Raw genomic sequence first — 26116 nt, 5'->3', positions numbered from 1 at the left:
GGGACGCTCCGCGTCCCAACCTCAAAATCGGACGCGGAGCGTCCAGGGCGGCGTTCCCACGCAGAGCGTGGGAACGATCTTCAGAGCTGACCGTCGCGGTCGCGAAAGCCCAACAGGTACAACACGCCATCCAGCCCTAAAGTCGAAATCGCCTGCTTGGCCGATTGCTTGACCAGCGGCTTGGCCCGGAACGCCACACCCAACCCGGCAATCGCCAGCATCGGCAAGTCATTTGCCCCGTCGCCGACCGCAATGGTCTGCTCCAGACGCAACCCTTCCTTGTGTGCCAACTCCCGCAACAGGTCAGCCTTACGCTGTGCGTCGACAATCGGCTCCACGGCCACACCCGTCACCTTGCCGTCCACCACTTCCAGCTCGTTGGCGAACACATAGTCGATACCCAGCTTGGCCTGCAATTGCTTGGCGAAGTAGGTGAAACCGCCCGATAGGATCGCGGTCTTGTAGCCCAGGCGCTTGAGTTCGGCGAACAGGGTTTCGGCGCCTTCGGTCAGTCGCAGCGAGGCGCCGATGGAGTCCAGCACGCTGACGTCGAGGCCTTTGAGCAGCGCCAGGCGCTCCTTGAAGCTGGCTCGGAAATCCAGCTCACCAGCCATGGCACGCTCGGTAATTTCCGAAACCTGCTCGCCTACACCGGCAGCCTTGGCCAATTCGTCGATAACTTCGGCTTCGATCAGCGTCGAATCCATGTCGAACACCGCCAGGCGGCGATTGCGGCGGAACAGCGAGTCTTCCTGGAAGGCGATATCGACATTCAGCTCCTGGGCAACGCTCAGGAATTCGGCACGCAGGGCCTGGGGATCTGCCGGCTCACCGCGTACGGAGAACTCGATACAGCCCTTGCCCTTGTCCGCCGGCGTGTCCAACGGCATACGACCCGACAGACGGTCAATGTGGTCGATATTCAAACCGTATTGAGCCGTGATCGAACTGACACGCTGCAATTGCTCGGCCGTCACCTTGCGGGTCAACAGGGTCACGATGTGGCGTTTTTTGCCCTGGCCGGCCACCCAACTCTGGTAATCCTCTTCGGACACCGGGGTGAAACGCACCTGCTGATCGAGCTTATACGCCGTAAACAGGATGTCCTTGAGCACGGACGAGGCTTGCTCGGTGCTGGGAATTTCCACCAGGATGCCGAACGACAGCGTGTCGTGAATCACTGCCTGGCCGATGTCGAGAATGTTCACACCACCCTGGGCCAGAACACCGGTAATGGCTGCGGTGAGACCCGGACGGTCCTCACCTGTGATGTTAATCAGGACAATTTCGCGCAAAGCGCACCCCCGAGCTGGAAAAAAACCGCATTCTACCCACTTTCAGTGACCATCGGGCACAGCCAGCGCTTTGCCGGTCTTGGGCCTGTCGCTATACTGCGCGTCAACTTCACGGACTAAAGAGCCGAGCTTAAGTGAACCGGCCCACGCCAGTAAAAACCGATAACTTCTTCCTGCTGATCTTCCGGGCACTGCGCCACCGCCGTGTACCGATCGCATTACGCATCGCCAGCCATAACGTGATCCTGGTCGCCCTGGCCCTGGTCATCTACGCCTGCGTGATGGGTTTGCAGTTCAAGCAGGCCATGCACGAGCAAGCCGACGCTTTGGGCGAGAGCCTGACCACCCAGACCGCCACCTCGGCGACTGAGTTGTTGGTGTCCAACGACATCCTCAGCCTCAACGTGCTGCTCAACAACCTGACCAAGAACCCGCTGGTGGCCCACGCCGCTATCTATAGCGTGGACAACCGGATCATGGCCGAAGCCGGGCAACGCCCGAAAAACGGCCTGCTGGGTGAAGCCGAAGGCCTGTACCAGAGCAATATCACGTTTCAGGACGTGAAGGCCGGCCAACTGCGCATCAGCCTGGACATGCAACAGTTCCAGCAGCCGATGACCATCAGCCTGCAAAGCATGGGTATCCTGAGTGCGATCCTGCTGGCACTGTCCCTGGCCTTGAGCCTGCGCCTGGGCCGGCATATCTCCACGCCACTGATGCAACTGCGCATCTGGCTGCGGGATATCGATGAACACACCCCGGCCACCGACCGCCAGGACGAAATCGGCGACCTCGCCCGCCAACTGCACACCAGCTTCGCGCCGGAGCCCGTAGTGCCCGAGGTTGAACCCGAGCCCGAGTTCGACGACACCGACTACGAAGACGACGAGCCCGAGTTTGAAGTGCGCAACCTGCGGGACCCGAGCTTCGACGAGTCTGCGCCGGTGGCGGCCCAAAAGCCGGCGACCCGTCATGTGATCAAGGCAGAAGAAGACGAACTGGACGAAGAAGACCCGTTCGCCGATCTTCGCGATACTTCAGTGCCAACCGCTCCTGCTGTGCAGCCTGCTCCGGTGCGCAGCACCCAGCCCCAGCACAGCGCCGTATTGGCCGTGCAACTGGGCGCACAGGATCAACTGCGTCGCTTGCCGCGGGCACGCCTGACCGAGCTGCTGGAACGTTATCGTGACTGCCTCGACCAGGCGGCCTCGCTGTATCAGAGCGAACTGCACACCCTGAACGACGGCAGCACCTTGATGCTGTTCCACAGCGAAGACAGCGGCGAAGACTACCTGACCAACGCCATCTGCTGCGGTGAACTGCTGCGGGCCCTGGGCCATGCGCTGCAAATCGAAGTGGCCGACAGCGGCATCACCCTGCAACTGCAATTGGGCCTGACGGTGGGCGACGATCTGTATGGCATGAGCCAGATTGATCTGCTGCTGACCGAGATTGCCCAGGATGCGCTGGCCTTGTCGCAACACAGCCGCAACCTGCTGCTGGTGGAACGCAAGATCAGTGACGACGTGCTGATTCGCCAGCGTGCGCGGATCCGCCCGATTGCCAGCCCTGAAGGTGCGTGCTGTGTGGAGCGGTTGATGGAGCCTTACCCGTCGATGCTTGAGCGCCAGCTGGCGCGGATGCATGAGACGCGGGCGAAGAACTGAAGAACAACGCAAATCAATGTGGGAGCGGGCTTGCTCGCGAAAGCGGCCTGTCAGTCAGCCTATATATCGACTGATCCGCCGCCTTCGCGAGCAAGCCCGCTCCCACATTAGATCTGCGTACCGCTCAGATCCCGCACAAACAAAAGGCCCGCTCATCAGCGGGCCTTTTTGTTGGTGTGTATTCAGGTCAGAACCTGAACACTTCCATATCCGTACGAATCGGCACGGCCATCGGCATCTTCGGCTTCTCTGGTGCCGCAGCCTTGGGCTGCGCCGGGGCCTGTTTGCGTGGCGCTTCTGCCACCGCTGGCTGATTGGCCAATGGCTTGAGGGCCACCGACAGCTGGTCAGCCAAACGTTGCAACAACACACCCTGGGCCTGGACCTGGGACGCGGTGCTGCCGCTGTGCTCTTCCTGCAAGTGCACGATGCGGTTATCCCGCACCTGGCCACGACGGTCGATCAAGCGCCATTGCGCGTCGAGGATAGCGGGCTGCGAAACGCCCGAGTCCAGTCGCGTAATGGTCAGCAGCACCTGTACGTCCGGGGCAAAACCCAACGGCGCCGGCGCCAATACCACACGCTGGCTGTCCAGGTGGCCAGCCACCTGGCGCAACATCAACTGATTGATGTCGGACGAAAGGCTACCGGCCCAGCGGCCATCGGTGGAACCTTGCAGGCTGCCGTCGTTCTGACGTTGCAGCAGGGTTTCACGTTGCAGATAGTCGGCCACTACAACAGGGCCAAGCAATACAGCCATGCCGGCACTTTGTGCAGGCTGAGCCGGACTTCCACTGTCCAGCTGATACAGCGACACCGGTTGGTGTGTGCTGCAACCCGCCAGGCCCAAAAGGCCAGCGAGCAACAAAAATAAAGGAAGGCGCGGAGCAGTCATCATCCCATCCAGGTGGCTGCCACAAGGCGAACCACAATGTAATACTCAAAAATAACCTGTACGCGCTCAGCCACGCCGGCGCTGGAAAGGCCATATCATCCGTGAATATGCGCCATGACTCCAGCGCGAAAGCGTCGATCTACGGGTTAAATCGTAGATCGGGCGCTCTATATCGCCTTAAACGGGCGTTTCCACCAGTAAAGCGTCCACTCGCTGGAAGCCGCGCGGCAGTTTATTGCCACGACGACCCCGCTCACCCTTGTAGTGCTCGAGGTCGTCAGGGCGCAGTGACAACGTGCGCTTGCCGGCCTGCAACACCAGGGTCGAGCCTTCCGGGATCACGGCGATGTCGGTCACGTACTCTTCGCGACTGGCCACCCGCTCCCCGGGAATACCAATGATCTTGTTGCCCTTGCCTTTGCCCAACTGCGGCAAATCGCTGATCTTGAACACCAGCAGGCGCCCTTCGGTCGTCACCGACGCCAGCCAGTTGCCTTCACGGTCTTCCACCGGACGCGGCAGGATCACCTTGGCGTTGTTCGGAAGGCTCAACAACGCCTTGCCCGCCTTGTTCTTGGCCTGCAGGTCTTCACCCTTGACCACGAACCCATAGCCCGCATCGGAAGCGATGACGTACAACGAGTCATCGTCCGGCAGCAGCACGCACTCAAAATTCGCACCCGGCGGCGGTGTCAGGCGCCCGGTCAACGGCTCGCCCTGCCCCCGCGCCGATGGCAAGGTGTGCGCCGGCACCGAGTAACTGCGACCGGTGGAGTCGATAAACACCGCAAACTGGTTGGAACGCCCCGCCGCCGCGGTTTTGAAACCGTCGCCAGCCTTATAAGACAGACCGGTGGCGTCAATATCATGCCCTTTGGCTGAGCGAACCCAACCCTTTTCCGACAGAACGACGGTAATTTTCTCGTTGGGCAGCAACTCGGTTTCGGTCAGGGCCTTGGCTTCGGCGCGCTCGACAATCGGCGAGCGGCGGTCGTCGCCATAGGTTTCGGCGTCCTTGATCAGCTCGGTGCGCACCAGCTTCTTCAGCTTGGCCTCGCTGCCCAGCAGGGCCTGGAGCTTGGCTTGTTCCTTGAGCAGCGCGTCCTGTTCGTCCCGCAGCTTCATCTCTTCCAGTCGCGCCAACTGACGCAGACGGGTGTCGAGGATGTAGTCGGCCTGGATTTCGCTGAGCTCGAAGCGCGCGATCAGCTCGGCCTTCGGGTGCTCGGCGGTACGGATGATATGGATCACTTCATCCAGGTTGAGGTAAGCGATCAGCAAGCCGTCCAACAGGTGCAGGCGGCGTTCGACCTTGTCCAGGCGGAATTGCAGGCGGCGACGCACGGTCTGCACCCGGAATTCCAGCCATTCCACCAGCAAAGCCCGCAGGTTCTTCAACTGCGGCTTGCCGTCCAGGCCAATGATGTTGATGTTGACCCGATAGCTGGACTCCAGCTCGGTGCTGGCGAACAGATGCTGCATCAGCACTTCATGGTCGACCCGGCTGTTGGTCGGGATGATCACGATGCGGCACGGGTTTTCGTGGTCGGACTCGTCACGCAGGTCGGCGACTTGCGGCAGCTTCGACGGCTTGGCCTGCATCAGCGCGGCAATCTGCTCCAGCACCTTGGCGCCGGACACCTGGTGCGGCAGCGCGGTGACGATGATGTCGCCGTCTTCGATGTGGTACACGGCGCGCATGCGCACCGAGCCTTTACCGGTCTGGTAGATTTTCAGCAGGTCGGCGCGAGGCGTGATGATTTCTGCTTCGGTCGGGTAATCCGGGCCCTGGATATGCTCGCAGAGCTGTTCGACGGTAGCCTTCGGCTCATCCAGCAGGCGCACACAGGCGCTGGCCACTTCCCGCAGGTTGTGGGGCGGTACGTCAGTGGCCATGCCCACGGCGATGCCCGTGGTGCCATTGAGCAGGATATTCGGCAAACGTGCCGGCAACACCAGCGGCTCGTCGAGGGTGCCGTCAAAGTTCGGGCCCCAGTTGGCCGTGCCCTGGCCCAGTTCGCTGAGCAGCACTTCCGAATACCGCGACAGACGCGCTTCGGTGTAACGCATGGCGGCGAAGGACTTCGGATCATCCGGCGCACCCCAGTTACCCTGGCCGTCCACCAGCGTGTAGCGGTAGCTGAACGGCTGGGCCATCAGCACCATGGCTTCGTAGCACGCCGAGTCGCCGTGAGGGTGGAATTTACCGAGCACGTCACCGACGGTACGCGCCGACTTCTTGTGCTTGGAGTCAGCGTCCAGGCCCAACTCACTCATCGCATAGATAATGCGCCGCTGTACGGGCTTCAGGCCGTCGCCGATATGCGGCAAGGCACGGTCCATGATCACGTACATGGAGTAGTTGAGGTAGGCATTTTCGGTGAAGTCAGCCAGCGACCGGCGTTCAACGCCATCTAAGCTGTCTGCAAGGATGTCACTCATGCGGGCCTCATCATTGTTTGGTCTGGCGCAGCAGCAAAGTGCCGCTGCGCTGGGTAAATTCAAGTTGTTTCAATGCACTCATGCCCAGCAATACCTGTTCATCGCCCAAACCGGGTACCACGATGGCGCGCACGTCCCGAAGGACGATATCGCCCAGTTGCAGGCGGCCCAACTCGGTCCGAAAGCCCTGGGTTCGCCCGTTGGCCGTACTCACGCCAACCGGCATGCCGCGTTCAAGCCCGAGACGGTCGGCCAATTCAGCCGGAACCGCCACGTCGGTGGCCCCGGTGTCGAGCATGAACTGCACCGGCTTGCCGTTGATCTGGCCAGTGGCGACAAAATGCCCTTGGCCGTTGCCCAGCAGTTTTACTTCGATATAACCCTCGTGCTGCTCCGAGGTCACCACGGCATTGGGGTTTTCCTGTCGCGCTTCCCACTGCCCAAAAAATCGTGTCGCCAAAAACAGGCCGGCGCCCCACGCGACGAACATCAACACACGCCCGGCGCGCTTGCCGGGTGGTTGCGCACTCATGGCTTGGCGCTCCAGCCACCCGCAGGGGCGGCGAAACGATAGACCACCGGCCGCTTTTCGCCATCGGCGCGGGCACCGAAGTTATTGTCGATGCCGATCCAGGCACCGTCAGCGTCCACCACCAAGGCTTCGGCCAATCCATAGGCCTGGGCATAACGCCGATTCGGCGTCAGCGCTTCATCGGCAAACGACCAGCACAACTCCACCTGGGCCGTGACCGCATCCCGGCGACACACCTGAAACGCATTGCGCTCCAGGGTAAACAGCTTGCCATTGAACAGCGCCAGGTCGGCAAAGTCCTTGGACACCGCCTTGGCGCCCGGGAACTGCGCCGGCTGCATCTCCTGGCCGGCCTCGCTCAGCAATACACAAGGGCCGTCACAATCCCAGAGGGTTTGCGGGCGCTTGATGGAGATCAACCCGCGCCGCTCACGCTCTGCTGCGAGCCAGATTTGATTGCCTTCCGGGTTCACCACGATGCCTTCAAACAGCGCGTTGAAGTGCAGCAACATGCCACTGGCCCGAGCTTCGCGAACCATGCCCGGGGCGATCTTCAGCCACTCCGTTTCACCGTGTTCTGAGGAGAAAGGCACCCTGAGAACCGCCGCGTGGGCTTCGCTGACAATGTAACGGTTACCCGCCGCATCGCAGCTGATGCCTTCAAAATCCAGATCACCACCACGAATCAACGCAGCTGCCCTGGTGCGTGAGCGCAGGCCAAAGGGCAAACCCGACGCCGGCACCGGCGGCACATCAATCCCGTATTTCTCTGCTTTCCAGACGTCACCGGCGGTATCGAGCCGGTAGATCTGGTCGTCATCGCGATCGGAGACTGTCCACAATTCGCTACCGCATAAGGCCAGGCCCGACAGGTTGCCGCCGCGCATGCCTTCCACCGGGTGTTCCGACAACAGCTTCAGCTCAGCCACGGGCGCCGCGACCACCGAGGTGGTCGCCAACCCGCTCAACAACAGTATCGCCAGGGCGAAACCGCTGCGCATCAGCCCAGAACCTCGGCCAGGTTGCCCTTGGACTCCAGCCAGTTCTTGCGATCCGGCGCGCGTTTCTTCGCCAGCAACATGTCCATCATTTCCGAGGTGGCGGCGAAATCTTCCAGGGTCAACTGCACCAGGCGCCGAGTGTTCGGGTCCATGGTGGTTTCCCGCAGCTGCGGCGGGTTCATCTCACCCAGGCCCTTGAATCGGGTGACCTGCGGCTTGCCGCGTTTCTTCTCGGCCACCAGGCGGTCGAGAATGCCATCGCGCTCGGCTTCGTCCAGGGCGTAGAAAATCTCTTTGCCCAGGTCGATGCGGTACAGCGGCGGCATGGCGACATAGACGTGACCGGCATCCACCAATGGGCGGAAGTGCTGGACGAACAATGCACAGAGCAAGGTCGCAATGTGCAAGCCGTCGGAGTCGGCGTCGGCGAGGATGCAGATCTTGCCGTAGCGCAGCTGACTCATGTCCGCCGCGCCCGGGTCGACACCGATGGCCACGGCGATGTTGTGCACTTCCTGGCTGGCCAGCACTTCGCTGCCATCGACTTCCCAGGTGTTGAGAATCTTGCCCCGCAGCGGCAGGATCGCCTGGAATTCCTTGTCCCGCGCTTGCTTGGCGGAACCGCCGGCAGAATCACCTTCCACCAGGAACAGCTCGGAGCGCATCGGGTCTTGCCCGGCGCAGTCCGCCAGCTTGCCAGGCAGTGCCGGGCCCTGGGTAATGCGCTTGCGTTCGACTTTCTTGCTGGCCTTCAGGCGACGGCCGGCGTTGTTGATCGCCAGTTCCGCCAGGGCCAGGCCCAATTCAGGGTGTTCGTTGAGCCACAGGCTGAAGGCATCCTTGACCACCCCGGAGACAAACGCCGCTGCCTCACGGGACGACAGGCGCTCCTTGGTCTGGCCGGAGAATTGCGGCTCCTGCATTTTCATCGACAGGACGAACGCGATCCGCTCCCAGACGTCTTCCGGCGCCAGCTTCACGCCGCGCGGCAGCAGGCTGCGGTATTCGCAGAATTCGCGCATGGCATCCAGCAAGCCCTGGCGCAAACCGTTGACGTGGGTACCGCCCTGGGCTGTCGGGATCAGGTTGACGTAGCTTTCCTGGACGCTGTCGCCACCTTCCGGCAGCCACAACAAGGCCCAGTCCACGGCTTCTTTATTACCCGCCAGGCTGCCGCAGAACGGCTCGTTCGGCAGGCGCTCGAATTCGCTGACAGAGTCTTCCAGGTAGGAACGCAGGCCGTCTTCGTAATGCCACTCGACCTTTTCGCCGGTGCCTTTGTCTTCAAAGCTGACCAGCAGGCCCGGGCACAGAACAGCCTTGGCCTTGAGCACATGCTTGAGGCGGCTGATGGAGAATTTCGGTGAATCGAAGTATTTCGGGTCCGGCGCGAAGTACACGCTGGTGCCGGTGTTGCGCTTGCCGACGGTGCCGATCACTTCCAGGTCGGTGGCCTTGTAGCCATCGGCGAAAGTCATCTGATACTCGTTGCCGTCGCGCTTGACCTTGACCCGTACGTGGTTCGACAGGGCGTTGACCACGGAAATACCCACACCGTGCAAGCCACCGGAGAACTGGTAGTTCTTGTTGGAGAACTTGCCGCCGGCGTGCAGCTTGGTGAGGATCAGCTCGACGCCCGACACACCCTCTTCCGGGTGAATGTCCACCGGCATGCCACGACCGTCGTCGGACACTTCCAGGGAATGGTCGGCGTGAAGGATGACTTGTACCGACTTGGCGTGCCCGGCCAAGGCTTCGTCGACGCTGTTGTCGATGACTTCCTGGGCAAGGTGGTTCGGCCGACTGGTGTCGGTGTACATGCCGGGGCGTTTGCGCACCGGGTCGAGGCCCGAGAGGACTTCGATGGCGTCGGCGTTATAAGAGCTAGCGCTGGGAGTGGCCATGGGGTCTCGTCGTGAGTCGTTCGATTAAAAAGTAACCTGCGGTTTCACAATGCGGTGAAATCGAAGGATTGGTACTGATCGGAGCCTATGCCGGCAAAACTCAACAGCGCCGGTAACTGTTGGGCGAAGCCCTGGTAACCGTGATCGCCACCGGCCTGGATGCGCAAGGCACAGGCCCGGTAATACTGCTGGGCGAGGCGATAATCCAGTGTTTCATCGCCGGTCTGCAACCACACCTGATAACGCTGGGCGTCCTGGGGCGCCGGCACTTCCAGCTCGGCCAGGGCCGCGACGTGGTCGTGGGTCAGCTCCCAGGTCTCATCGGTGTAGAGGTTCTTCTGGGTGCCCAGGTAACCGTCGAACATCCGATGAGGGCTGACTGCCGGGTTGACCAGCAAGGCGTTGAGGCCATGGCGTTCGGCAAGATGGGTTGCATAGTAGCCGCCGAGTGAGCTGCCTACCAGCAGTGGCCTTCCGAGGTCACGGATAGCCGCCTCCAACTGAGGGATCGCCTGGCGGGGGTGGTGATGCAGGGCCGGCACGCGCAGTTGGTCGGCCAGACCGAGGCTGTCCATCACGGTGATCAACTGGCTGGCCTTGTTGGAGGCTGGTGCGCTGTTGAAACCGTGGATATACAAGATCGATGCGGACATTCCGGGTCCTCTGTGGGTCTGCCAAAGAGGCGCAGTTTACAGGGAAATCTCAGTAGCCGTTGCTACCGTAATCCACCTGAAACGCGAAGCCCTGCACCCGCTCCACACCGGTTTCCAACCGCCCGTCGGCATGCAACCGCAGCCAGCGATACCCGGGTGCCTGCTCACTCACGCTGAAATCCTCACTCCCGGGAGCAAACTGAATGCAGGTAGAAGGCGAAGCCAACAAACGCACCCCATTGCGCTCCCGGTCAATTTCCTGATGCACATGCCCCCAAAGCACCGCCCGCACCTGCGGAAACCGATCCAGCACCGCAAACAACGCCTCAGGATTGCGCAAACCGATGGGCTCCATCCAAGCGCACCCAATCGACACCGGATGATGGTGAAAACACACCAGATGATGCCGAGTCGGCGCCTCACTCAACGATTGCGCCAACAGTTGCAGTTGCTGGTCCTGCAAATACCCCGGCACCGAGCCCGGCACCGCCGAGTCCAGCAGGGTAATCCGCCAGTTACCCACATCCACCACCGGTTCCAGCAACGCACTGTTGATCGCCGCTTGCAGCATCACCTGCGGCTCATCGTGATTCCCCGGGATCCAGCGCGCCGGCGCCTGAATCTGCCGCGTCATGTCACGAAACGCCTGATACGACTCCAGCGTACCGTCCTGGGACAAATCCCCGGTGGCCAGCACCAGATCAATCTGCGGCTGCTGCACCAGCACCGTGTCGATCACCCGTTGCAGGCTCTCGCGGGTATTCATGCCCAGCAGGCCGCCGTCCGCCTCGGCAAACAGGTGACTGTCGGACAACTGCACCAGCAACGCCGAAGCGTCAGGGTTCAAGGCGGATACGCTCGGCAAGGCGTTCTCCCAGGGCGTGATCACAGGAATGGACATTTGAGGCGATTATGCTGGGGCAGGACACAAAGAGGAAACCCGTGAAGCGGACGCAGTTCACATCTATCGAACGACTTCGAACTCGTGGCCCAGGGCCAGGCAGTGACTCAACCATTCACCGAGGAACACATTGAGCTGTGCTTTCTCATCGGGTTGGTGCATGAACACGTTGGGGTAAGGATAGATGCTGCGAAAGCGTCGTGCATGTTCGGCGCTGATCACTTCGGCCATGCGTGCGTCGTGGTACACCTGCACTTCCAGCTGCGGCACCGGCAGCCACGGCAGGCTGTGCTCCTGACGCACCCGCAAAGTGGTGGTGTACGGGCAGTTCACGATCACTTCCAGGGTCAGCACGCCGAGCATCTGGTCGCCGTGGGTCACGGCAATGCGCCGCGCCTCGGGGGTGTGGCGCATGTCCGGCAGCAGCCGCATCAGCCGTGCATAGTTGGCCTCGCAGGCTGCTTGCAGCCCGATCAGGTCAACCCGATATCGCTCCCGTGCCTTTACTGCCATAACCCCCTCACTTCCGCGCGATTAAGCGCAAGCCATTGCAGGGCAATAATGCTCGCTGCGTTGGAAATTTTACCGTCACGTACCGCCTGCAGGGCGTCTTCAAAGGCCCAGACGGTGACGCGGATATCTTCGGCTTCCTCTTCCAGTCCATGGACGCCACCGGCCCCGGCGCTTTCGCAACGGCCCAGGAACAAGTGGACAAATTCGGTGCTGCCACCCGGCGACGGAAAGTACTTGGTGATCGGCCAGAGTGCGGAGAATGTAAGGCCAGCTTCCTCCTCGGCTTCGCGGTGTGCAACCTCCTCCGGTTGCTCATCCTTGTCGATCAGGCCGGCGACCATTTCGATCAGCCACGGGTTGTCGGTACGCCCCATGGCGCCGACGCGAAACTGCTCGATCAGCACCACTTCATCGCGCTGCGGGTCGTAGGGCAGTACACACACGGCGTCATGACGCACAAAGACTTCGCGATTGAGCTCACGGCTCATGCCGCCATCAAACTTCTCGTGCCGCAGTTTCAGCCGATCCAGTTTGTAGAAGCCCTTGTAGGCATTGTCGCGCTGAACAATCTCGACCTTGCTCGGCGTCGATTTCGCTGTGTCCGTCATATCAACCCTCGTTTATTGCCTTGCGGTATCGAGGCGGCCTCGACATCGCGCCATCCTAACGCGCTCGTGCCCCTTGATGCAGCCCCTTTCCGGTTGCCGGGATAGACGGCGGGCGTCAAACTCACTCTAATCAGCTTAGTGGCGAACTGACTGCCTTGTCGGGAGTCGAAGCTCCACATTTTCACCTTTCCTCGATTTATGAAGGACACACATGTCGCTTTTAAAAATCGCCTCCGTGGCCTGTATCGCCTTGACCCTGGGTGCTTGCCAGAGCCTGTTCCAACCGGCCTACCTGAAGCCGCTGGACACCACCGCCGACGCCTCCGAGCAGATCAAACCCGGCTGCAGCAGTCCGGATTGCCCGCTGGTAAATATCGATACCGTGCACTTCCCGTCCGAGCCGCAACTGGACCAGATCATCGAACAGCGCCTGCTGCAGATGGCCCGCACTTCACCTGGCCAGGCCATGCCCGCCACCCTGAACGCCTACCGCGACAAGTTCTTGCGTGAGTCCCCGGACCGCAACAGCATGTACTTGCAGGCCAAGGTACGTGAGCAGCATGACGGACTGGTGATCATCGAAGTGTCCAGCTACCTGGACACCGGCACCGCCCACGGCGAGCCGGGCCGCGGCTTCATCAACTATTCACGCCTGCTGCACAAAGAGCTGAGCCTGACCGACATGCTGTTGCCGGGCCAGGAAGATGCATTCTGGAAGACCGCGAAAGTCGCCCACAACAACTGGCTGATCAACTCGCAGATGGACCGTGACCCGGAGTTCGTGAAGAACTGGCCGTTCCAGAAAACCCCGAATGTGGCGCTGACCAGCAATGGCGTGGTGCTCAAGTACAACGTGACCACCATCGCGCCGTACGCATTGGGGCTGATCGAAATGACCATCCCCTATGCGCGCCTCACCGGCGTGATCAAGCCTGAGCTGGTGCCCGCACGCCACTGAAGGCCCGGCCCAGGATAAAGTGCAACAGCCCTGCCAGCACCAGCGCCGGCAGGGTCGCGCCGACATCCGGGTACAGATTCGCCAACAAGTGATAGGTGCTGATCCCTCCAAGCCACGCCAGCAGTGCCGGCCAGCGCAGGTTGGCGGCAACACCATGGCCACGACGGCGCAGGATGAAGTGATCCACCAGCACCACGCCGAACAGCGGCGCGAACACCGAGCCGATCAGCAGCAGGAAGTTCTGGTACTGCGCCAACGGTGCAAAGCAGGCGATCAGCGTGCAGATAACGCCAATGGCCAATGCCAGGTGCTCGACTTTCAAGCGCAACAGAATCCCGCTGGACACCGCCGCCGAGTGAATATCGGCGAACGCGTTTTCTGATTCATCCAACAGGATCAGCAGCAGAGGAATCCCCAGGCCGGCTCCGGCCAATGCCAGCAGCAACGCATTCACTTCACCGCTCGGCGCAAACGCCAGGGTGTAGGCCACGCCAAGGCTCATCAGCCAGAAGTTACCGATGAAGAAACCCAGTGCCGTGCCGCCGAACACGTTTTTCGCGCGTTTGCCGAAACGTGAGTAGTCGGCAATCAGTGGCAGCCAGGACAGCGGCATGGCAATCGCGATATCGAAGCCAACGGCAAACGGCATCGAACCGTCACCAGCCTGGGCCCAGAGAGTGGCCAGGTCGGCCTTGGCAAACAGGTTCCAGGTCAGCCACAGGCAGGCGGCCAGCAGCAGCCAGATGCCCCACTTGCGCAGGATCTGCCGCACGAAGGTCAGCGGACCGCTGACGGCAAGCAAGGTCGCGAGGGCGCCGAATACCAGGGTCCAGAACAATGGGCTGGTCAGCAGGCTGCCTTCGCTGAACGCGCGGGCGCCCAACAGGCTGGCGGCGTCGCGCATCACGATGATTTCGAATGAGCCCCAGCCGATCAGCTGCAGCAGGTTCAGCAGCGCCGGCAGGCTTGCGCCCTTGGTGCCGAGGCTGAGTTTCAGGGCGGCCATGGATGACAGGCCGGTATCGCTGCCGATCACGCCGACGGCGGCCAGCAACAGCACGCCGACCAAAGTGCCGAGGAAAATTGCCAGTAAGGAACCGGAGAGGCCCAGGCCCGGCGCCAACAGTGCACCGGTTTGCAGGACCATCAGGCCGATGCCCAGGGAGAACCACAGTGAAAAGAGATCGCGGGCGCCGAAGACGCGTTTGTCCAAGGGGACTGCGATGTCTGGGGAATAGGTGCTGGGTTGAATGCTCAAGGGTGTTATCTCAGAGGGACATTTGTTGTTTGGGAGATCGCTATCGCGGGCAAGCCCGGCTCCCACAGGGGACCTGCTGTGAATACAAAACTTATGAACAACTCGATCAACTGTGGGAGCCGGGCTTGCCCGCGATGGCGGCAGTGCAAGCACCGCCGCCTTTAGATCAGACCTTTTTGTACAGCTGGCTACCTTCCTGCTTGAACCGCTCCGCCTGCTCTGCCAGTCCCTTGGCCACGTCCACATCCACCGCTTCAATGCGCTGGTTGGCCGCGTACTCACGCACTTCCTGGGTGATCTTCATCGAGCAGAATTTCGGCCCGCACATCGAGCAGAAATGCGCGACCTTGGCCGAGTCCTTCGGCAAGGTTTCGTCGTGGTACGAACGCGCCGTGTCCGGGTCCAGGCCCAGGTTGAACTGGTCTTCCCAGCGGAATTCAAAGCGCGCCTTACTCAACGCGTTGTCACGAATCTGCGCCCCCGGATGCCCCTTGGCCAAGTCCGCCGCATGGGCCGCGATCTTGTAGGTGATGATCCCGGTCTTCACATCGTCCTTGTTCGGCAGGCCCAAATGCTCCTTCGGCGTGACGTAGCAGAGCATCGCGCAACCGAACCAGCCGATCATCGCCGCCCCGATGCCCGAAGTGATGTGGTCATAACCCGGGGCGATGTCGGTGGTCAGCGGACCGAGGGTGTAGAACGGCGCTTCGTCGCAGCACTCCAGCTGCTTGTCCATGTTCTCCTTGATCAACTGCATCGGCACGTGGCCGGGGCCTTCGATCATGGTTTGCACGTCGTGCTTCCAGGCAATCTTGGTCAACTCGCCGAGGGTTTCCAGCTCGCCGAATTGTGCGGCGTCGTTGGCGTCGGCAATCGAGCCCGGGCGCAGGCCGTCTCCCAGGGAGAAGCTGACGTCGTAGGCCTTCATGATTTCGCAGATTTCGTCGAAATGGGTGTAGGTGAAGTTCTCTTTGTGGTGCGCCAGGCACCACTTGGCCATGATCGAACCACCACGGGACACGATGCCGGTGACGCGCTTGGCGGTCAGCGGTACATAGCGCAGCAATACGCCGGCGTGGATGGTGAAGTAGTCGACGCCCTGCTCGGCCTGTTCGATCAGGGTGTCGCGGAACAGCTCCCAGGTCAGGTCTTCAGCGGCGCCGCCGACTTTTTCCAGGGCCTGGTAGATCGGCACGGTACCGATCGGCACCGGCGAGTTGCGGATGATCCACTCGCGGGTTTCATGGATGTGCTTGCCGGTGGACAGGTCCATCACCGTGTCCGAACCCCAGCGAATGCCCCAGGTCAGTTTCGCCACTTCTTCTTCGATGGACGAACCCAGGGCGCTGTTGCCGATGTTGCCGTTGATCTTCACCAGGAAGTTACGGCCGATGATCATCGGTTCCAGTTCGGTGTGGTTGATGTTGGCCGGGATGATCGCGCGGCCACGGGCGATTTCTTCGCGCACAAATTCCGGGGTGATGATTTTCGGCACGCTGGCGCCGAAGCTGTGGCCGGCGTGTTGCTGGTCCAGCAGACCGGCGGCGCGGGCCTCTTCCAGCTTCATGTTTTCGCGGATGGCGACGTATTCCATCTCGGCGGTGATGATGCCTTTGCGGGCGTAGTGCATCTGGGTGACGTTGGCCCCGGCCTTGGCACGGCGCGGGTTTTTCACGTGGGCAAAACGCAGCGCGGTCAGCTCGGCATCGCTCAGGCGCTGTTGGCCGAAGTGCGAGCTCAAGCCCGACAGGCGCTCAGTGTCACCACGGGATTCGATCCACGGCGAGCGCACATCGCCCAGGCCTTTGCGCACGTCGATGATCACGTTCGGGTCGGTGTAGGGGCCTGAGGTGTCGTAGACCACTACGGGCGCATTGATTTCGCCGCCGAAGTCGGTGGGGGTCACGTCGAGACTGACTTCGCGCATCGGCACGCGGATATCCGGACGGGTGCCCTGGACGTAGATTTTTTGCGAGCGGGTAAACGGCTGCACGGAACCGGAGTCGACCTTGGCCGATTCACTCAAGTGCACGGTGTTTTTTGATTTTTGGCTTTTTAATTCGATGCTCATCACGGGCTCTCCAACTATCCAGGCGGTGGATTTTTGTCGGAGTGAACCTGTGACGGATGGACGCACTGTGACAGTGCTGTGCTTGGCGCACGGGCTGTTCGATTGTCGAACAACATCCCGGACGAAGCACAAGAGGACTCGCCGGGTGACGAGAAATCTTGTTCCCTACGCAGGCGCTAACCTGATCAGGTTCAACGGGATCCGGTATTTACCGATCTCAGCCTTCCAACAAGGCACCCCGACAAGAACGCGGCCAGTCTAGACCATGGAGCAGGCAAATTGCCAACGGCGGTGCATTCATCGTGATGAATGGCGTAATTACAGGATTGTTGTGCCGTGATAGCGCCACTACACTCGGTGACTGCCTGAGGTCTTGACGCCAGGAATGGGCCGCCTTAGCCTTGGGCTCCAAATTATCGCTGTAATATTTATTCTAGGGATCGCCTCATGCTGCGCAAACTTTCACTGGCTCTTGCCGTGTCTTGTGCGACCAACGGACTGGTCTGGGCAGCTGAAGCGCCCCTGACGACCAAAACCGACCTGGTCAGCGTCTACCAGGAAGCGGTGGACAACAACGCCGACCTGGCCGCCGCCCGCGCCCAATACGGCGCGCAGAAAGAAGTGGTGCCCCAGGCCCGCGCCGGGTTGCTGCCGAACCTGTCGGCCGGTGCCGACATCAACAATGTGCGCACCCAGCTTGACCAGCCCGCCGCCACGGTCAACCGCGACGCCCATTCCTGGCGCGCGACCTTGAGCCAGCCGCTGTTCCGCGCTGATCGCTGGTTCCAGCTGCAAGCCGCTGAAGCCGTCAACGAGCAGGCCGCGCTGCAACTCTCGGCCACCGAACAGAACCTGATCCTGCAAAGCGCCGAAAACTACTTCGCCGTGCTGCGAGCCCAGGACAACCTGGCGTCCACCAAGGCCGAAGAAGCCGCGTTCAAGCGCCAGCTGGACCAGTCCAACGAACGCTTTGACGTCGGCCTGTCGGACAAGACCGACGTGCTGCAATCCCAGGCCAGCTACGACACCGCACGGGCCAATCGCATCCTGGCCCAGCGCCAGGTGGACGACGCCTTCGAAGCGCTGATCACCCTGACCAACCGCCAGTACAACTCGATCCAGGGCATCGTCCACACGCTGCCGGTGCTGCCGCCGTCGCCGAACGACGCCAAGGCCTGGGTCGAAACCGCCGGCCGCCAGAACCTGAACCTGCTGGCCAGCAACTATGCCGTCACCGCCGCCGAAGAAACCCTCAAGCAACGCAAGGCCGGCCACGCGCCGACGCTGGATGCCGTGGCGCAATATGAAAAAGGTGACAACGACGCCCTGGGCTTCAGCAACCCGAGCGCCTTTGGCCAGCCGTATCACGGTGACGTGTCGCAACGCACCGTAGGCTTGCAGTTGAGCATCCCGCTGTACAGCGGCGGCCTGACCAGCTCGCAAGTGCGCGAATCCTATTCCCGCCTGGGCCAGACCGAGCAGCAACGCGAAGGCCTGCGTCGCCAGGTGGTGGAAAACACCCGCAACCTGCACCGCGCGGTGAACACCGATGTGGAGCAGGTGCAGGCGCGCCGCCAGTCGATCATCTCCAACCAGAGCGCGGTGGAAGCCACGGAAATCGGTTACCAGGTGGGCACGCGCAATATCGTCGATGTGCTGGACGCCCAGCGCCAGCTGTACACCTCGGTGCGCAACTACAACAACAGCCGCTACGACTACATCCTCGACAACCTGCGCTTGAAGCAGGCGGCGGGCACGTTGAACCCGGGGGATTTGCAGGATCTGGCGCGGTACCTGAAGGCCGACTACAACCCGGACAAGGACTTCCTGCCGCCGGACCTGGCCAAGGCCGCCGCGGCGCAGCTGAAGGCTAACCCGGGTTATTAAAGACAACACATAACCCATGTGGGAGCTGGCTTGCCTGCGATTGCATCACCTCGGTCTGATTGATGTACCGAGGTGCCTGTATCGCCGGCAAGCCAGCTCCCACATTTGATTTGTGTTGTTAGACGTTAAGCAGTCTGCCCAACCCGTCCAGCAAACGCTTCAACGCCCCCTGATTGGCGCGCATCACCGCCAGCCCCGCCTGCCCCATCTTCTGCGCGTCCTGCGGCAGCTCGAACAAACGCTGCACCGCCACCGCCAAACCCTCGGCATCGTCCACTTCCTGCAACGCGCCGGCGTCGCGCATCATTGCGCTGATTTCCAGGAAGTTGAACACGTGGGGCCCGCAGATCACCGGCTTGGCCAAGGCCGCCGGCTCCAACGGGTTATGCCCGCCCGTGGCAACCAGGCTACCGCCGACAAAAGCGCTGTCGGCCAGGGCATACAGAAACAGCAACTCGCCCATGGTGTCGCCCAGCAACACCGAGGTTTGCGCCGTCACCGCCTCGCCGCTGGAGCGACGCACCGTGGCGAAACCCTGTTGCTGGCACAGCTCGAACATCGGGTTGAAGCGCTCCTGATGGCGCGGCACCAGGATCAGCAACGCATTGGGATAACTGGCAAGCAACTGGCGATGGGCAGCGAGCACCACTACGTCTTCGCCTTCGTGGGTGCTGGCGGCGATCCACACCGGGCGTTCACTGGCGTGCCACTGTTCACGCAACGCGGCGGCGCGCGCCAGCAGTTGCGGGTCGATGGTCAGGTCGAACTTGATCGAGCCGGTGACTTCGACAGTCTCGGGCCGTGCACCCAGGCTGCGAAAACGCTCGGCCTCGGTTTCGGTCTGGACCGCGAACAGACTCATTTCCGCCAGCATCGGCGCGGTCAGCCTGGCGAAACGCCCGTAGCCCTTGGCCGAGCGAGCCGACAGCCGCGCGTTGGCCAATGCCACGGGAATCCCGCGTTTGGCGCACTGGTGAATATGGTTGGGCCACAGTTCGGTCTCCATGATCACCGCCAGTTTCGGCTGCACGCGATCGAGAAAACGCTTGGCCGCACAGGGCAAATCGTACGGCAGGTAGCAGTGCTGGATGCGCGGCTCGTTGGCGAACAACGCCTGGATGCGCTCGGAACCGGTGGGCGTCATGCAGGTGACGGTGATCGGCAGCTGTGGATAACGTTCCAGCAGCCCGCGAATCATCGGCGCAGCGGCGATGCTTTCGCCCACCGACACCGCATGCACCCAGATCCCGCCGGGTTGCATCACCGGCAAGCCCCAGGAGAAGCGTTCTCCCACGCGCTTCGCGTAAGCAGGCGCTTTGCGGGCTCGCAGCCACAGACGTAAAGCCACCAACGGCAGCGCCAGGTAAAACAGACAGCTGTAGAGAGTTCTATTCATGGCGGCGGAGTTTATCGGCTTTTTCAGTCGATCGCCTGCAAGCACTCGGCAAAACGTTCGGCGAGGAAACGCGCGGCCGGGCCGAGGGGCTCGTCGCGACGCCAGACCAGCTCCACCACCAGCGCCGGCGGGGTCCATTCGCTGTTCAGTTCGACCATCTGGTTCTGATAGGCCGGATACTGCACCACATGCCGCGGCAACCAGGCCCAACCCAGGCCGCGCGCGAGCCACTCGGCCAGCACGTAGAAACTGTCAGCCCGCCACACTTGCGGGCTGGCGGCCTCGCTGCCGGGATACACGCTGGTCTGGGTCGCCATCAGCAATTGGCGAAACTGCGCCAGGCGCTGGCAATCCACGAACTGTTCCTTGGCCATGGGATGCCCGATACCGCACACGGTCACCATCTCCACACTGCCCAGCACGCGGCGCTCCAACGCTTCGGGAATCTGATCGTGATAGAACAGCAGGCCCAGATCCGCCTTGCGCTCCACCAGCTTGCGCGCGACATCGCCTTGGGCGGCGCTGGACAACTGCACTTCCAGGCTGGGAAATTTTCCCGCCAGCGCTTCGAGGCTATCGAGCACCGGCTGATAGAGCATGGCTTCATCCTGGGCCAGGCGCAGGCGCGCCTCTTCACCGCGCATCAATGACAAGGCACGGCCATTCAGGCGCTCGCACTGGCGCAAGACTTCCCGCGCCTCCTCGAGCAGTGCCGTGCCCGCCTCGGTCAAACGGGGCTGGCGGCCGCTGCTGCGATCAAACAGGGATACGCCCAGGTCCGCCTCCAACAGGGCAATCCCATTGCTGACTGCCGATTGCGCCCGACGCTGGTCCCGCGCCACCGCCGAAAATGAACGCTGCTCGGCGACGCTGACAAACAGGCGCATTTGCTCAAGACTCCACTGCACGCTCATGGCTCAACCCATCTTCAATTCGGATAGGTAATGACTTTACCGCATCTGACAAGTCTCTAAAATGCCAACCTTATCAAGCGACCCTGTACCGAGGATTTACCCCATGAACGCCGCCTACTATTACCTGGCCATTGCCATCTGCTCGGAAGTGATCGCCACCGTTTCCATGAAAGCGATCAAGGGTTTCAGCACGCCAATCCCGTTGTTGCTGGTGATCGTCGGCTACGGCGTGGCCTTCTGGATGCTCACGCTGGTGGTGCGCACCGTGCCGGTGGGTGTCGCGTATGCAGTGTGGGCCGGGATGGGCATCGTGATGGTCAGCATCGCCGCGCTGTTTATCTACGGGCAGAAACTGGATATCCCGGCGATGCTGGGCATGGGCCTGATTGTGCTGGGCGTGGTGGTGATTCAGTTGTTCTCGAAAACGGCCGGGCACTGAGCGTTCACGTGAGATTCAATTGAGGCCGAAACTCGCAGCCTCGTTCCACTCGACAGCTCCTGCGGTGCGTCTGTCATCCGGGAGCGTTGGGGCGAAGATTCACTTCATGAGCCTGTATACTGCGCAGCCTGTCTTGAACACTGAGGTCGCTGCATGCCATCCGTTATTTCCACCGACGTTCTGATTGTCGGCGCCGGGGTTGCCGGCCTCTGGCTCAATGCGCGCCTGCGCCGCCAGGGCTTTTCCACGGTATTGGTGGAAAGCGCCACCCTCGGTGGCGGGCAAAGCGTGAAGTCCCAGGGGATCATCCACGGCGGCGCCAAATACGCACTGCACGGCGCCCTGACCGGTGCCTCCGAAGCCATCGCCGACATGCCCCGCCGCTGGCGCGAAGCCCTGGCGGGCAACGGTGAACTGGATCTCTCCAGTGTGCGCCTGCTGTCCGAAGCCCACTATTTGTGGTCGCCGGGCACCATCGCCGGCAACCTCACCAGTTTCTTCGCGAGCAAGGCCGTGCGTGGCCGCGTGGATCAAGTGAAGGGCGATGACCTGCCACCGGCCCTGCAAGATCGCCGCTTCAAGGGCAAGGTCTATCGCCTGGCCGAACTGGTGATCGACGTCCCAAGCCTTATCGAACGCCTGGCCCAACTGGCCGGCGACGGTTTGCTCGCGGGTAAACAGATCGAACCCTTGCTGGAACAAGGCACACTGGTCGGCCTGAAGGTCGATGGCCGTGAGATCCGCGCCCAGCGTATCGTCGTCAGCGCCGGCGGCGGCACCGCTGACCTGCTCGGCGCCCTGGGCCTGAGCCAGCCCGCCATGCAACGCCGACCGCTGCACATGATCATCGCCAAGGGCCCCGGCCTGAAGCCGCTGTACGCCCACTGCCTGGGGGGCGGCACCAAACCGCGCATCACCGTGACCACGCATCCCGCCGCCGACGGCAATTGGGTGTGGTACCTGGGCGGCGATATCGCCGAAGCCGAAGGTGTGGCCCGTACCCCGGAGCAACAGATCGCCACCGCCCAAAAAGAGCTGGGGCAGTTGCTGCCCTGGATCGACATGAGCCAGACCCAATGGGCCACCTTGCGCGTCGACCGCGCCGAACCATTGCAGTCAGGCCTGACCCGCCCGGACAACGCGTTCCTCGCCGAACAGGATCGCCTGTTGGTGGGCTGGCCGACCAAGCTGGCATTGGCACCGGATTTCGCTGATCGGGTGATCAACGCACTGGAACGTGACGGCATCAAGCCCGGAACTACCGAAAAACTGCCCGAGCTGCCGAAACCCGCCATCGCCCAACCCGCCTGGGAGCAACTGCTGCCATGACCCTGCCGACTCTGCACGACCTCCACCGCCCGCTGGGCAGCACCGGCCTGCTGGTCTCGCCGCTGGGCCTGGGCACCGTCAAGCTGGGCCGCGACCAAGGGGTGAAATACCCCAGTGGCTTCCAGATTCCCGATGACGATGCGGCGCGGATGCTGTTACGCCAGGCCCGGCAATTGGGCATCAACCTGATCGACACTGCGCCCGCCTATGGCCGCAGCGAAGAACGCTTGGGCCCGCTGTTGCGCGGCCAGCGCCAGGAGTGGGTAATTGTCAGCAAGGTGGGCGAAGAGTTTGCCGAAGGCGTATCCCATCACGACTTCAGCGCAGCCCACACCCGACTTTCGGTGGAGCGCAGCCTGAAACGACTGGAAACGGATTTTATCGACCTGGTGCTGGTGCACTCCGACGGCAACGACCTGCATATCCTCAATGATTGCGAGGTTTACCAGACCCTGGAAGACCTCAAGCGCGAGGGCAAGATCCGTGGTTTCGGCTTCTCCGGCAAAACCGTCGAGGGCGGTGTAAAGGCTCTGGAACAAGGTGATTGCGCCATGGTCACCTACAATTTGAACGAACAGGCCGAGAAAGCCGTCATTGATTATGCCGCCGCACACGGCAAGGGCATCCTGGTGAAAAAGGCACTAGCCAGTGGCCATGTCTGCCTGGAATCCGGAGTGGATCCAATTCACGCCAGTTTCATGCTGTTGTTTGCGCAAACTGGCGTTGCCAGTGCTATTGTCGGGACCATTAATCCGCTGCACCTCGCCCACAACGTGGCGACCGCTGCCAAGGTCATTCGCCAACTCTGATGCCGCCGACGCGGCCGACCCCGACGCAAGAAGGAGCCGACATGCCGCGAACGCTCATAAGAAAGAACCCCAGCAACTTCAAGACACTGCCGCTGCACGTCGAAGCAACCCCCGAAGGCTTGAGCTACCAGAGCGTCGGCATGCCGCTCAACTTCGCCCAGACCCTGCAACGGCGCAAGCCGGTGGAGGTGAAAGACACCGAGCGTTTCGTGCTGGAGCTGGCCAACCTTGGGGTCTCGGTGCGCCTGACGCTGCACTGGCAGAACCGCGATTACTGGGTGCTGGTGCGCCAGCGCCGACAAGACCGTGGCGACGTCGTGCTCAAGCTGATCTCCGGCTATGTGCCGGCCCACGAACTGAACCTGCCACTGCACACCGCCATCCAGGAAATCGCCGAGGAATGCCTGCTGGAAACCCCGGAAGGCTGGCTGGGCGGTCGTTTCAATGACACCTGGCTGCCGGCGCCCTACTCGTCGGCCCTGCACTACCGCGAAGCGTTGCCGTTCCGTCTCTCACCGCTGTCCGGGGCCGCGCGCCCGGTGCGCTGCGCCACCATGCAATTGATTGAACGGCCACGCGCCTACGTGCACCTGCCCACGGCTTCGCTGCAGTTGATTTATGACTTGCGCCTGGAAGTGCCCAAGGAGGCGAAGTCCCTGAGCCTGTTTCATGTGGACGAGCGCCTGGAGGGCGACCAATTGGTGGCCCGCCTGGACCGCCAGCGCCCGGACCTGTACCTGATGCCGCTGAAGGACGGGCAGCCGTGTGCGGAGCTGTATACCTTGAAGAAGGATCAGCTGTATCCGGCGAGTACGCGAGGGTTGTATCTGGCTGAAAGCTTTGCCCAGCAGGAAGGCTGGATCGTGCGGGATGAGCGGATCCGCTGGAAGGACTGGCTGCGCCAGCAAGGGCTGAGTGCGCCGGAGAAAGAATCGAAATTGAAGCGCTTGACGGGTAAGGCGCGGCAGATCTTGCGCAAGATCGTGCCGAAGAAAAAAGCCAACCCGTAACCGGACATCAGGTCGCGGCGGTCGAATGTGGGAGCGGGCTTGTGTGGGAGCGGGCTTGCTCGCGAATGCGGTGTATCAGTCACTGCATCAGCCAGCTGACCCACCGCTTTCGCGAGCAAGCCCGCTCCCACACGAGCCCGCTCCCACCATCAGTTATTGCGGATCTTCTCGACAATCGCCGTGGTCGAGCTGTTTTCCACCAACCCCAGCACTTTGACCTTGCCACCGTAGGCACTGACGATATCGGCACCCACCACCTGGTCGACGGAATAATCACCGCCCTTGACCAGCACGTCCGGCTTGACCTGGGCCAGCAGGTTTTCCGGGGTCGCCTCGGCAAAGCTGATCACCCAGTCCACCGCCCCCAAACCTGCCAGCACCGCCATGCGACGGTCGACACTGTTGATCGGCCGGCCTGGCCCCTTGAGGCGGCTGACCGACGCATCATCGTTGACTGCCACGATCAAGCGATCGCCCTGGGCCCGCGCCTGCTCCAGGTAGGTCACGTGACCGGCGTGGAGGATGTCGAAGCAACCGTTGGTGAAGACAATGCTCTCGTTATGGGCACGGGCATCGTCAATCGCCAGCAACAGTTGCTCAAGGCTCAACACACCGCGCTCCGAGCCTTCGGATCGCTGGATGGCGCGGCGCAGCTCAGGTGCACTGATGGCCGCCGTACCGAGCTTGCCGACCACGATACCTGCAGCCAGGTTGGCCAGGGCCACCGCATGGGGCAATTCCTCGCCCGCCGCAATTGCCGCGGCCAGGGTGGAAATCACGGTGTCACCGGCACCGGTCACGTCGAACACTTCACGGGCCCGCGCCGGCAGGTGCATGGCCGGGTGATCAGGACGCAGCAAGGTCATGCCGTGTTCGCCACGGGTCACCAGCAAGGCACCCAGGTCGAGGTCGGCCATGAGTTGGGCGCCCTTGGTCACCAGCTCGTGCTCATCGACGCAACCGCCGACGATGGTTTCAAATTCGCTGAGGTTCGGCGTGATCAGGCTGGCGCCCCGATAAATCGAGAAGTCCTTGCCCTTGGGATCTGCCAGCACCGGAATGCCCCGGGCCTTGGCGGCCTGGATCAGTACCTGATGGTTTTTCAAGGCGCCTTTCCCGTAGTCGGACAGCACCAGCACCTTGATGCCTTCGAGCATCTCGTCGACCTGGGCGCTGAGCACCAGGGCGTCGGTGGCGAAGGGTTCTTCAAAATCGATACGCAGCAATTGCTGGTGCCGACTCATGACCCGCAGCTTGACGATGGTCGGCTGGTGGGGAATACGCTGGAACAGCGCACGCACACCCGCACCCTTCAGGCTGTTGGCCAGGCTGTCGGCAGCCTCGTCGTCGCCGGTCACACCCACGAGGGATGCCGGGGCGCCGAGGGCGGCAATATTGAGGGCAACGTTGGCAGCGCCACCTGGACGGTCTTCGATTTGCTCGACCTTGACTACCGGTACCGGTGCCTCAGGGGAAATCCGTGAGGTACCGCCATGCCAGTAACGGTCGAGCATGACATCGCCGACCACCAAGACAGGGGCTTGATCGAATCGCGGCATGGACAACTTCATGGAGCAACCCACATACAAAATGAACAGGGGCGCGATATTACCACAGGGTTGTCAAAGGCTTGT

The 26116-nt window shown here is 61.8% G+C and carries 22 protein-coding genes and 1 riboswitch; of the genes, 7 read left to right on the top strand and 15 right to left on the bottom strand.

The window, feature by feature from the left end:
* Positions 1-80 precede the first annotated feature (80 nt).
* Entirely contained in the window at positions 81-1295 is a 1215-nt protein-coding gene (gene serB, locus QF039_RS31930) for a phosphoserine phosphatase SerB (RefSeq protein WP_003217536.1), read from the bottom strand.
* 134 nt (positions 1296-1429) lie between these two features.
* Between serB and QF039_RS31925 the strand changes: the two genes are divergently transcribed.
* Positions 1430-2962, top strand: a complete 1533-nt coding sequence (locus QF039_RS31925) for an AhpA/YtjB family protein (RefSeq protein ID WP_008439111.1) — start codon at positions 1430-1432, stop codon at positions 2960-2962.
* Between the two features lie 187 nt (positions 2963-3149).
* On the opposite strand, the gene QF039_RS31920 is transcribed toward QF039_RS31925, so the two are convergent.
* The 9 genes from QF039_RS31920 to QF039_RS31880 all read right to left on the bottom strand — a co-directional run bounded on the left by QF039_RS31920 (position 3150) and on the right by QF039_RS31880 (position 12411).
* Entirely contained in the window at positions 3150-3857 is a 708-nt protein-coding gene (locus QF039_RS31920) for a membrane integrity-associated transporter subunit PqiC (protein ID WP_003217538.1), read from the bottom strand.
* Positions 3858-4034: 177 nt separating this feature from the next.
* On the bottom strand, positions 4035-6299 hold the full coding sequence (gene parC / locus QF039_RS31915; protein WP_003217539.1) for a DNA topoisomerase IV subunit A: 2265 nt from the start codon (positions 6297-6299) through the stop codon (positions 4035-4037).
* A 10-nt stretch (positions 6300-6309) separates the two neighbouring features.
* On the bottom strand, positions 6310-6831 hold the full coding sequence (locus QF039_RS31910; protein WP_008439113.1) for a TIGR02281 family clan AA aspartic protease: 522 nt from the start codon (positions 6829-6831) through the stop codon (positions 6310-6312).
* Positions 6828-7832 carry an esterase-like activity of phytase family protein gene (locus QF039_RS31905; RefSeq protein WP_301049764.1) on the bottom strand — a complete coding sequence of 335 codons (1005 nt, stop codon included), beginning with the start codon at positions 7830-7832 and terminating at the stop codon, positions 6828-6830. Before QF039_RS31905 ends, QF039_RS31910 begins: the two co-directional genes overlap by 4 nt.
* The gene (parE, locus tag QF039_RS31900) at positions 7832-9736 is read right to left on the bottom strand and encodes a DNA topoisomerase IV subunit B (RefSeq protein ID WP_003209518.1); all 1905 of its coding nucleotides are present in this window, start codon (positions 9734-9736) and stop codon (positions 7832-7834) included. Before parE ends, QF039_RS31905 begins: the two co-directional genes overlap by 1 nt.
* Positions 9737-9780: 44 nt before the next feature.
* On the bottom strand, positions 9781-10389 hold the full coding sequence (locus tag QF039_RS31895) for a YqiA/YcfP family alpha/beta fold hydrolase (protein WP_003209516.1): 609 nt from the start codon (positions 10387-10389) through the stop codon (positions 9781-9783).
* A 49-nt stretch (positions 10390-10438) separates the two neighbouring features.
* A complete protein-coding gene (cpdA, locus tag QF039_RS31890; RefSeq protein ID WP_087692532.1) occupies positions 10439-11254 on the bottom strand; it encodes a 3',5'-cyclic-AMP phosphodiesterase in 816 nt (271 codons plus the stop codon).
* A 99-nt stretch (positions 11255-11353) separates the two neighbouring features.
* The gene (locus tag QF039_RS31885; protein WP_003209507.1) at positions 11354-11803 is read right to left on the bottom strand and encodes a DUF1249 domain-containing protein; all 450 of its coding nucleotides are present in this window, start codon (positions 11801-11803) and stop codon (positions 11354-11356) included.
* Positions 11794-12411, bottom strand: a complete 618-nt coding sequence (locus tag QF039_RS31880; protein WP_003209505.1) for an NUDIX domain-containing protein — start codon at positions 12409-12411, stop codon at positions 11794-11796. The genes QF039_RS31885 and QF039_RS31880 overlap by 10 nt, the downstream gene beginning before the upstream one ends.
* Positions 12412-12622: 211 nt before the next feature.
* Here QF039_RS31880 and QF039_RS31875 point away from each other — a divergent pair, with 211 nt between their 5' ends.
* A complete protein-coding gene (locus QF039_RS31875; protein WP_087692488.1) occupies positions 12623-13369 on the top strand; it encodes an RsiV family protein in 747 nt (248 codons plus the stop codon).
* On the opposite strand, the gene cytX is transcribed toward QF039_RS31875, so the two are convergent.
* Together cytX and thiC are read right to left on the bottom strand one after the other, a co-directional pair.
* Complete coding sequence (gene cytX, locus QF039_RS31870; protein WP_177008312.1) at positions 13338-14627, bottom strand: putative hydroxymethylpyrimidine transporter CytX; 1290 nt, start codon at positions 14625-14627, stop codon at positions 13338-13340. The genes QF039_RS31875 and cytX overlap by 32 nt on opposite strands.
* A 166-nt stretch (positions 14628-14793) precedes the next feature.
* On the bottom strand, positions 14794-16698 hold the full coding sequence (thiC, locus tag QF039_RS31865; protein WP_008439122.1) for a phosphomethylpyrimidine synthase ThiC: 1905 nt from the start codon (positions 16696-16698) through the stop codon (positions 14794-14796).
* 145 nt (positions 16699-16843) lie between these two features.
* Positions 16844-16949, bottom strand: a riboswitch (TPP riboswitch).
* Between the two features lie 196 nt (positions 16950-17145).
* On the opposite strand from thiC, the gene QF039_RS31860 reads away from it, so the two are divergent.
* Positions 17146-18585, top strand: coding sequence for a TolC family outer membrane protein (locus tag QF039_RS31860; RefSeq protein ID WP_008439123.1), 1440 nt, complete (start codon positions 17146-17148; stop codon positions 18583-18585).
* Positions 18586-18703: 118 nt separating this feature from the next.
* Here QF039_RS31860 and waaA read toward each other — a convergent pair whose 3' ends face one another.
* Positions 18704-19981, bottom strand: coding sequence for a lipid IV(A) 3-deoxy-D-manno-octulosonic acid transferase (gene waaA, locus QF039_RS31855; protein WP_307522500.1), 1278 nt, complete (start codon positions 19979-19981; stop codon positions 18704-18706).
* Positions 19982-20004: 23 nt separating this feature from the next.
* Entirely contained in the window at positions 20005-20895 is an 891-nt protein-coding gene (locus QF039_RS31850) for a LysR family transcriptional regulator (RefSeq protein WP_008439125.1), read from the bottom strand.
* Between the two features lie 103 nt (positions 20896-20998).
* Between QF039_RS31850 and QF039_RS31845 the strand changes: the two genes are divergently transcribed.
* The 4 genes from QF039_RS31845 to QF039_RS31830 all read left to right on the top strand — a co-directional run bounded on the left by QF039_RS31845 (position 20999) and on the right by QF039_RS31830 (position 24482).
* Positions 20999-21334, top strand: coding sequence for a multidrug efflux SMR transporter (locus QF039_RS31845; RefSeq protein ID WP_003209492.1), 336 nt, complete (start codon positions 20999-21001; stop codon positions 21332-21334).
* A gap of 153 nt (positions 21335-21487) precedes the next feature.
* Positions 21488-22663, top strand: a complete 1176-nt coding sequence (locus tag QF039_RS31840) for an FAD-binding oxidoreductase (protein ID WP_307522496.1) — start codon at positions 21488-21490, stop codon at positions 22661-22663.
* Entirely contained in the window at positions 22660-23472 is an 813-nt protein-coding gene (locus QF039_RS31835; RefSeq protein WP_003209490.1) for an aldo/keto reductase, read from the top strand. Before QF039_RS31840 ends, QF039_RS31835 begins: the two co-directional genes overlap by 4 nt.
* A gap of 41 nt (positions 23473-23513) precedes the next feature.
* Positions 23514-24482, top strand: coding sequence for a hypothetical protein (locus QF039_RS31830; protein ID WP_003209488.1), 969 nt, complete (start codon positions 23514-23516; stop codon positions 24480-24482).
* A gap of 149 nt (positions 24483-24631) precedes the next feature.
* Here QF039_RS31830 and hldE read toward each other — a convergent pair whose 3' ends face one another.
* Positions 24632-26053, bottom strand: coding sequence for a bifunctional D-glycero-beta-D-manno-heptose-7-phosphate kinase/D-glycero-beta-D-manno-heptose 1-phosphate adenylyltransferase HldE (hldE, locus tag QF039_RS31825; RefSeq protein WP_003209486.1), 1422 nt, complete (start codon positions 26051-26053; stop codon positions 24632-24634).
* Positions 26054-26116: the final 63 nt, after the last annotated feature.

The sequence above is a fragment of the Pseudomonas sp. W2I6 genome (genome assembly GCF_030815935.1).
Lineage (GTDB): Bacteria > Pseudomonadota > Gammaproteobacteria > Pseudomonadales > Pseudomonadaceae > Aquipseudomonas.
The sequence above is the reverse complement of the archived record's forward strand: the minus strand, read 5'-3'. Positions and strand labels throughout refer to the sequence as shown.